9 protein-coding genes and 4 tRNA genes are annotated in these 7,382 nt (G+C 40.7%); 8 read left to right on the top strand and 5 right to left on the bottom strand.

The features are described from left to right. Positions 1-68: 68 nt before the first annotated feature. The 4 genes from E7T07_RS09365 to pdxH all read right to left on the bottom strand — a co-directional run bounded on the left by E7T07_RS09365 (position 69) and on the right by pdxH (position 2,217). A complete protein-coding gene (locus tag E7T07_RS09365; RefSeq protein ID WP_135710887.1) occupies positions 69-617 on the bottom strand; it encodes a sigma-E factor negative regulatory protein in 549 nt (182 codons plus the stop codon). A gap of 24 nt (positions 618-641) precedes the next feature. Continuing rightward, the gene (gene rpoE, locus E7T07_RS09370; protein WP_135710888.1) at positions 642-1,217 is read right to left on the bottom strand and encodes an RNA polymerase sigma factor RpoE; all 576 of its coding nucleotides are present in this window, start codon (positions 1,215-1,217) and stop codon (positions 642-644) included. Positions 1,218-1,316: 99 nt separating this feature from the next. Further along, on the bottom strand, positions 1,317-1,568 hold the full coding sequence (locus E7T07_RS09375) for an FAD assembly factor SdhE (protein WP_135710889.1): 252 nt from the start codon (positions 1,566-1,568) through the stop codon (positions 1,317-1,319). 16 nt (positions 1,569-1,584) lie between these two features. Further along, a complete protein-coding gene (gene pdxH / locus E7T07_RS09380) occupies positions 1,585-2,217 on the bottom strand; it encodes a pyridoxamine 5'-phosphate oxidase (protein WP_135710890.1) in 633 nt (210 codons plus the stop codon). A 128-nt stretch (positions 2,218-2,345) separates the two neighbouring features. On the opposite strand from pdxH, the gene trkA reads away from it, so the two are divergent. The 3 genes from trkA to rraB all read left to right on the top strand — a co-directional run bounded on the left by trkA (position 2,346) and on the right by rraB (position 4,712). After that, complete coding sequence (gene trkA, locus E7T07_RS09385; protein ID WP_135710891.1) at positions 2,346-3,722, top strand: Trk system potassium transporter TrkA; 1,377 nt, start codon at positions 2,346-2,348, stop codon at positions 3,720-3,722. Between the two features lie 129 nt (positions 3,723-3,851). Further along, on the top strand, positions 3,852-4,235 hold the full coding sequence (gene mscL / locus E7T07_RS09390; RefSeq protein WP_135710892.1) for a large-conductance mechanosensitive channel protein MscL: 384 nt from the start codon (positions 3,852-3,854) through the stop codon (positions 4,233-4,235). Between the two features lie 54 nt (positions 4,236-4,289). Beyond that, positions 4,290-4,712: a ribonuclease E inhibitor RraB gene (rraB, locus tag E7T07_RS09395; RefSeq protein ID WP_135710893.1), complete on the top strand. Its 423-nt coding sequence runs from the start codon at positions 4,290-4,292 to the stop codon at positions 4,710-4,712. Between the two features lie 136 nt (positions 4,713-4,848). On the opposite strand, the gene coaA is transcribed toward rraB, so the two are convergent. Further along, positions 4,849-5,799 carry a type I pantothenate kinase gene (gene coaA / locus E7T07_RS09400; RefSeq protein ID WP_135710894.1) on the bottom strand — a complete coding sequence of 317 codons (951 nt, stop codon included), beginning with the start codon at positions 5,797-5,799 and terminating at the stop codon, positions 4,849-4,851. Positions 5,800-6,012: 213 nt separating this feature from the next. Here coaA and E7T07_RS09405 point away from each other — a divergent pair. The 5 genes from E7T07_RS09405 to tuf all read left to right on the top strand — a co-directional run. Continuing rightward, positions 6,013-6,088, top strand: a tRNA-Thr gene (locus tag E7T07_RS09405). A gap of 27 nt (positions 6,089-6,115) precedes the next feature. Next, positions 6,116-6,200: transfer RNA gene (locus E7T07_RS09410), tRNA-Tyr, on the top strand. A gap of 36 nt (positions 6,201-6,236) precedes the next feature. Beyond that, positions 6,237-6,311: transfer RNA gene (locus E7T07_RS09415), tRNA-Gly, on the top strand. A gap of 7 nt (positions 6,312-6,318) precedes the next feature. Further along, a tRNA-Thr gene (locus E7T07_RS09420) sits at positions 6,319-6,394 on the top strand. Between the two features lie 104 nt (positions 6,395-6,498). Continuing rightward, positions 6,499-7,382 (top strand): elongation factor Tu (tuf, locus tag E7T07_RS09425; RefSeq protein WP_135710895.1); only part of this gene is annotated, 884 nt, incomplete at its 3' end.

Genomic DNA, 7,382 nt, shown 5'->3' on the forward strand with positions numbered 1-7,382 from the left:
CCGATAAACGGTGGTGGTAATAGAGAGAGTCTGTTTATCATCAATAAACAGACCCTAAAATGACGAAATTATTTTTGTGCTTCTTCCGCTTTACGTTGCATTTCATAATGTTGCAACATCGCGCCCATACGTTTATTTTTCTGTTCTAATTTCTCCGGGGACGCCACATCTTTCACCGGTGCATTATAGCTCACAGGTTGTTGAGCACTTTGCAACAATATTGGTGTTGTTTGTAACACAGGCAAATCTGCCGCTTTATCTGCTTGATAGGCGTTATAAGTTTGTACGCCTAATACTGCCACTAAGCAAACTGCCGCCGCAACAGCGACTTGTGTTAATGGTGCAAACATGGCTTTTAATTTCTGCACAAACGGAAGCTGTTCAACGGCTTCCGGTGTCGGCTGAGAAATAACCGTAGGTTCTGCATCAATTAACGCTTCCATTTTTGCGCTAAAATCCGCTCCTAAAAACACCGAAGTTTCTTCACGCATCACAGAGCGAATAGCATGAAAGTTACGCCAACTTGCTTGAAGTTCGGCGTCTTGACATAATTTTGCAGTGAATTCGTTACTTACGTGTTCACCATCAACATACGCAGAAAGTAACTCTTTTTGCATTTTTATACTCCAGTATTTAATTATTTAACGTTGAATTAACGGATTAATTTTATTTTCAATAATTTCACGTGCGCGGAAAATTCTTGAACGCACCGTCCCCACAGGACAATCCATAATTTCAGCAATTTCTTCATAACTCAAGCCTTCAAGCTCTCGTAAGGTAATCGCTGTTTTTAATTCTTCTTGCATCCCTTCGATTGTATCGAAAACAATTTTACGAAGTTCTGAAGATAAAAGTTCATTTTCGGGCGTATCCACATCACGTAAATGGGTGCCCATATCATAACTTTCCGCATCTTCCGCCAAAATATCTTCATTTGGTGGACGGCGACCTTGCGCGGTTAAATAGTTCTTGGCGGTATTGACCGCAATGCGATAAAGCCAAGTATAAAATGCGCTTTCACCACGAAAAGACTCGATAGAGCGGTAAGCCTTAATAAAAGATTCTTGTACTACATCGGGAATATCGTTACGTGAAACATAACGTGTTAAAAGCCCCGCTACTTTATTTTGATAACGCGAAACCAATAAATTAAAGGCTTTTTTATCTCCTTGCTGGACGCGTTCTACTAAAGCCTGATCTGTCAGCTGTTCAGCCATATAACTCCAATTATCATATTACTCTTTCAGCTTAACACAGCATCGTTGTAAGCTTAGAGCAAACGATTTTATAAAAGTTCAAAAAATATTAAGAAATTATTAAGACGCTAATTTCAATGTTTGTTGAATATAATCCACCATGGCTTGCAAATCCGCATCAGGTGCTGAAGTGCGGTTAAAAAACCATGAAAATAATTGCAAATCTGAGCAAGCCAGCAAACGAATAAACGTGGCTTTTTGTTCATCGGATAGCGTATCGAAATGTTGTTGATAAAAAGGCATAATCACTTTATCTAATTCCAACATCCCTCGGCGACAATCCCATTCGATACGTAATTTATTATATTCCATTTTTATTTCCTCATATTTACGGCGAAAGACGCTCTTTAATCCATTTATTATGTTCCAAACGATAGCGGATACGGTCATGCAAACGGCTCGGGCGACCTTGCCAAAATTCAATCATGGTTGGAATCACGACATAACCGCCCCAATGGGCCGGACGCGGTACATTCAATGGATGTTTGGCTGCAATCATTGCCGCTTTGGCTAATAACGTTTTTTTGCTTTCAATCACCGCACTTTGCTCGCTTGCCCATGCGCCAATGCGGCTCGTATAAGGACGGCTTGCAAAATATTCATCGGAAGCTTGCTCATCAAGCAATTCAACACGCCCTTCGACACGGACTTGGCGTTCGAGTTCAGGCCAAAAGAAATTTAACGCCGCAAAGGGATTCGCTTGCAACGCTCGGCCTTTTTGGCTGTGATAATTGGTAAAAAACACAAAACCTTGCGTGTTTAATTCTTTTAACAACACCAAACGACTACTTGGCAAACCCTTTTCATTTACGGTTGCAATGTTCATCGCAGTGGGTTCATTCACCTTCGCTGTAATCGCTTCCGTTAGCCATTTCTCAAATTGTTTCAAGGGATCTGCATCGCATTGTTTTGCTGACAACGCTTGTTGCGCATAATCTTCCCGAATATTATGTAAATCCACATTCTGCCCTTTAAATCTCAAATGGTCATAAAGTATAACAAAAACACAATGAAATTTGACCGCACTTTGCGGATTTTTCCCTGTATTTCCGCTAAAATACTCTCATAATATAGTCAAAGGTAGATTTTATGAAAATTATTATTCTCGGCGCAGGGCAAGTTGGCATCACACTCGCGGAAAATTTAGTGAGCGAAGATAACGACATCACCTTAGTAGATAACAATGAAGCGCGCCTTGATAATCTGCAAGATAAACACGATTTACGCGTGGTACGTGGGGTGGCTTCTTCGCCGGCAGTTTTACGTGAAGCCGGCGCACAAGATGCAGACTTAATGGTTGCCGTGACGCAATCGGATGAAGTCAATATGGTGGCTTGTCAGGTGGGGGCGACTATTTTTAATACGCCCACTAAAATTGCGCGTATTCGCAATAGCGATTTCTGGCGTGAAAAAGATCGTTTATTTTTGCCTGAAGTCTTACCGATTGATCATATTATTTCACCGGAAACCTTGGTGACGGATGAAATCACGCGTTTAATTGACTATCCCGGTACATTACAAGTGGCACATTTTGCCAATGAAAAAATCAGTGTTGCCGTCTGCAAAGCTTATTACGGCGGCCCTTTAGTGGGGTATGCTATCTCTGCACTGCGTGATCACATGCCCCATATAGACTGCCGTATTGTGGCGATTTTACGCCAAGACAAATTTATTCGTCCTCAAGCTTCTACGATTATAGAAGCGGGGGACGAGGTTACGTTTATTTGTGCAACGGCACATATCAAAGCCATCATGTCTGAATTACAACGTCTTGAGCGTCCATATCGCCGTATCATGATTATGGGCGGTGGTAATATTGCCTTAAATGTTGCATCGCGTTTAGAAAACCAATGTTCACTGAAATTAATCGAACGCAATCCCAAACGCGCCAATTATTTAGCTGAAAATCTCTCTAAAACCTTGGTATTTTGCGGCGATGCTTCCGATCAATCGCTCTTATTTGAAGAGCATGTTGATGAAATTGATGTCTTTATTTCACTTACCAGTGATGACGAAGCCAATATTATGTCCGCCTTGTTAGCCAAACGAATGGGGGCAGAAAAAGCGGTCGTGCTAATTCAACGCATGGCATACATCAATTTAATTCAAGGTGGCGCCATTGATATTGCGATATCCCCTCAGCAAGCCACTATCTCAAAATTGCTCAGCCATATTCGGAAAGGGGATATTGTGAATGTAGCGCAATTACGACATGGTAGCGCAGAAGCACTGGAAATTATTTTGCATGGTGATGCCACAACATCACAGGTGATTGGGCGAAAAGTGGCTGAATTAAAATTGCCTAACACTGTCATTATCGGGGCAATTTTACGAAATAACGAGGTGATTATCGCCAAAAAAGACGTGGTGTTTGAAGAGTATGACCATGTTATTATCTATCTTTCCGATAAAAAAGCCGTTTCAGAGATCGAGAAATTGTTCCAACCTAGTGCATTTTTTATCTAGACAACTGATTGAAAACTAATATAATACGCCCGTTTTTGTGGTGAGACGTTGCGCCACTGTAAGAAATATATAATGGACACATGTATTGTGTTTCTTTTCTATTCTCAATGAATTAAGGGAGTCATTTTTATGAGCTTTATAAAAGAGTTCCGTGAATTTGCCGTACGTGGCAATGTAGTCGATATGGCAGTCGGTGTGATCATCGGTGGTGCTTTTGGTAAAATCGTCAGCTCGCTGGTGGGTGATATTGTTATGCCTGTTTTAGGGATTTTAACCGGCAGTGTCGATTTCAAAGATTTGAAAATCGTCTTAGCCGAAGCGGTAGGTAATACCCCGGCTGTGACATTAAATTACGGTTTATTCATCCAAAATGTTTTAGATTTCATCATTATTGCTTTTGCCATTTTTATGATGGTGAAAGGGATTAACAAAATCAAAAAACCTATTGAAAAAGCATCTGGACCAACACAAGAACAATTGTTGGCAGAAATTCGCGATTTATTGAAAAAATAACCCTGAGTAAATCTTCCCTTATGGGAAGATTTCTTTTTTATTAAGGACAACAGTATGAGCCACCCAACACCAGAACAATTCCAAGCAGAAACACGTGAAATTATCACGGATTTATTAAATGATGGCAGCGATCCCGATGCGCTTTATATTATTGAGCATCATGTCGCCCACTATGATTTCGATAAACTAGAAAAAATTGCGGTTGATGCCTTCAAAGCAGGCTACGAAGTCTCAGATGCAGAAGAGTTAGAAGATGATCATGGCAAACCACTTTTTTGTTTTGATATCGTTGCAGAAGTTGAATTAAAACCTGAAATCATTGATGCGCAACAAAAAGAATTGGTTCCTTTGGTACTTAAACATGGCGGTATTTATGATGGCTGGGGAACTTATTTTGAAGACCCGAACTCAACGGATGATGAGTATGGGGATGATGGTGAATTTTTCGATGAGGAAGACGAAGAGGATATTCGTTGAAATAACGACACGATAGGTTAATTTTAAGGACACAAATCAGATTTTGTGTCCTTAAATTTTTTGGTGTAATAGACAAATTTTTGGTGAGAATAGGGGCTGTCTATATTAGAGAGAGTAAGTGCGGTCAAATTTAGGATTATTTTTTTAATCTCACTAATTGCACAGCGTGATCTGCCCCTTTGGTCAAAATAAGATTTGCCCGTTCGCGAGTGGGTAAAATATTTTCTTTTAAATTTAACCCATTGATGCTATTCCAAATTTGTGTCGCGATGGCAATAGCTTCTTGTTCGGACAAGTTGGCGTAATGTTTAAAATAAGAATTGGGATCGTTAAACGCGCTTTGGCGGAATTTTAGAAAGCGGCGGATATACCATTCTTGTAATAACGTTTCATCTGCGTCCACATAAATAGAAAAATCTACAAAATCAGACACGAAAGTTTGTGCGCTATTGCCCGTCTGCAATACATTTAACCCTTCTAAAATCAGAATGTCCGGTTGATCCACCACGTTAAATTGATCGGGAATAATGTCATAGGTCAAATGAGAATAAATGGGGGCTTTGACATTTGGCTTGCCTGATTTAATGTCAGCTAAAAATTTAATCAGTTTTGGGGTGTCGTATGAAATAGGAAACCCTTTTTTCTGTAATAAATTTCTTTCTTGTAATACATTGAGTGGGTAAAGAAATCCATCGGTTGTGATTAAATCCACCTTACGGGGTTCAGGCCAGTGGCTAAGTAATGACTGTAAAATACGCGCTGAAGTGCTTTTACCAACGGCGACACTACCTGCAATACTGATAATGTAAGGGACTTTTACTTTATTGCCACCTAAAAATCGGTTTAAAACTGCCTGACGGCGTAGATTTTCTTCTATATAGTAATTAATTAAACGCGCGAGGGGTAAGTAGATCGTACTGACCTCATCTAATGAGAGTTCTTCATTAAAACCAAGTAATGGTTTTAAATCTTGTTCGGTGAGTTGTAAGGGGACAGATTTACGCAATTCTGCCCATTGTTGCCGATTAAATGTCAAAAAAGGACTATGATTATCAGAAAAATGCGTAGTGTGGCGAGATAATGTCATTATTTTTTTATTACAAATACGAAAAATTGTCCTTGAATATACCCTATAAAAAGAAATTTGGGCATAAAAATTTCGTTGAATTGTTTAAAATTATAGCAAATTCAAGTATTTTTGCTTGCTAATTGAGCGGATAGCGAAAAAAATCTATTTTTTTACAAAAAACACTTGTCAGGCGGAAAAATTTCCCTATAATACGCGTCACTTGCTTGTGACGCCGACTTAGCTCAGTAGGTAGAGCAACTGACTTGTAATCAGTAGGTCATCAGTTCGATTCCGATAGTCGGCACCATCTCACAATCAAGATTCAATCTAGCGTGGAGGGGTTCCCGAGCGGCCAAAGGGGGCAGACTGTAAATCTGTTGGCTCAGCCTTCGAAGGTTCGAATCCTTCTCCCTCCACCACTCTCAAGATTTGATGGGACAGATGAATTTAGGACTGCGGGCATCGTATAATGGCTATTACCTTAGCCTTCCAAGCTAATGATGCGGGTTCGATTCCCGCTGCCCGCTCCAAGAAAGCGCTGATATAGCTCAGTTGGTAGAGCGCACCCTTGGTAAGGGTGAGGTCGGCGGTTCAAATCCGCCTATCAGCACCATTCTTAAACTTCAGCTTTCCTTGTAAAATAAACCGTAAACAATACATAAGGTTAATGTGGTGTTATTGTACCATCGATAACCGTGTTTTTTAGAGGGACTTTCAATGTCTAAAGAAAAATTTGAACGTACAAAACCGCACGTAAACGTGGGTACAATCGGCCACGTTGACCACGGTAAAACAACTTTAACAGCAGCAATCACAACCGTATTAGCAAAACACTACGGTGGTTCAGCTCGTGCATTTGACCAAATTGACAATGCGCCGGAAGAAAAAGCGCGTGGTATCACTATTAACACTTCACACGTAGAATACGATACACCGACACGTCACTACGCACACGTAGACTGCCCGGGACACGCGGACTATGTTAAAAACATGATCACCGGTGCGGCACAAATGGACGGTGCTATCTTAGTAGTAGCAGCGACAGACGGCCCAATGCCACAAACTCGTGAGCACATCTTATTAGGTCGCCAAGTAGGTGTACCATACATCATCGTATTCTTAAACAAATGCGACATGGTAGATGACGAAGAGTTATTAGAATTAGTGGAAATGGAAGTACGTGAATTATTATCACAATACGACTTCCCGGGTGATGACACTCCTATCGTACGTGGTTCAGCGTTACAAGCGTTAAACGGCGTAGCAGAGTGGGAAGAAAAAATCCTTGAATTAGCTAACCACTTAGATACATACATCCCTGAACCAGAGCGTGCAATTGACCAACCGTTCTTATTACCAATCGAAGACGTGTTCTCAATTTCTGGTCGTGGTACAGTAGTAACAGGTCGTGTAGAACGTGGTATCATCCGCACAGGTGATGAAGTTGAAATCGTAGGTATCAAAGAAACTGCGAAAACAACCGTAACAGGTGTAGAAATGTTCCGTAAATTGTTAGACGAAGGTCGTGCAGGTGAAAACATCGGTGCATTATTACGTGGTACAAAACGTGAAGAAATCGAACGTGGTCAAGTATTAGCGAA

This window comes from Actinobacillus porcinus (assembly GCF_901764995.1).
GTDB classification, from domain to species: domain Bacteria; phylum Pseudomonadota; class Gammaproteobacteria; order Enterobacterales; family Pasteurellaceae; genus Exercitatus; species Exercitatus porcinus.

Coding starts and splice junctions, on each gene's coding strand:
- E7T07_RS09375 (WP_135710889.1), bottom strand. CDS start 1,568: ATGGAATATAATAAATTACGTATCGAATGGGATTGTCGCCGAGGGATG.
- rpoE (WP_135710888.1), bottom strand. CDS start 1,217: ATGGCTGAACAGCTGACAGATCAGGCTTTAGTAGAACGCGTCCAGCAA.
- trkA (WP_135710891.1), top strand. CDS start 2,346: ATGAAAATTATTATTCTCGGCGCAGGGCAAGTTGGCATCACACTCGCG.
- rraB (WP_135710893.1), top strand. CDS start 4,290: ATGAGCCACCCAACACCAGAACAATTCCAAGCAGAAACACGTGAAATT.
- coaA (WP_135710894.1), bottom strand. CDS start 5,799: ATGACATTATCTCGCCACACTACGCATTTTTCTGATAATCATAGTCCT.
- E7T07_RS09365 (WP_135710887.1), bottom strand. CDS start 617: ATGCAAAAAGAGTTACTTTCTGCGTATGTTGATGGTGAACACGTAAGT.
- mscL (WP_135710892.1), top strand. CDS start 3,852: ATGAGCTTTATAAAAGAGTTCCGTGAATTTGCCGTACGTGGCAATGTA.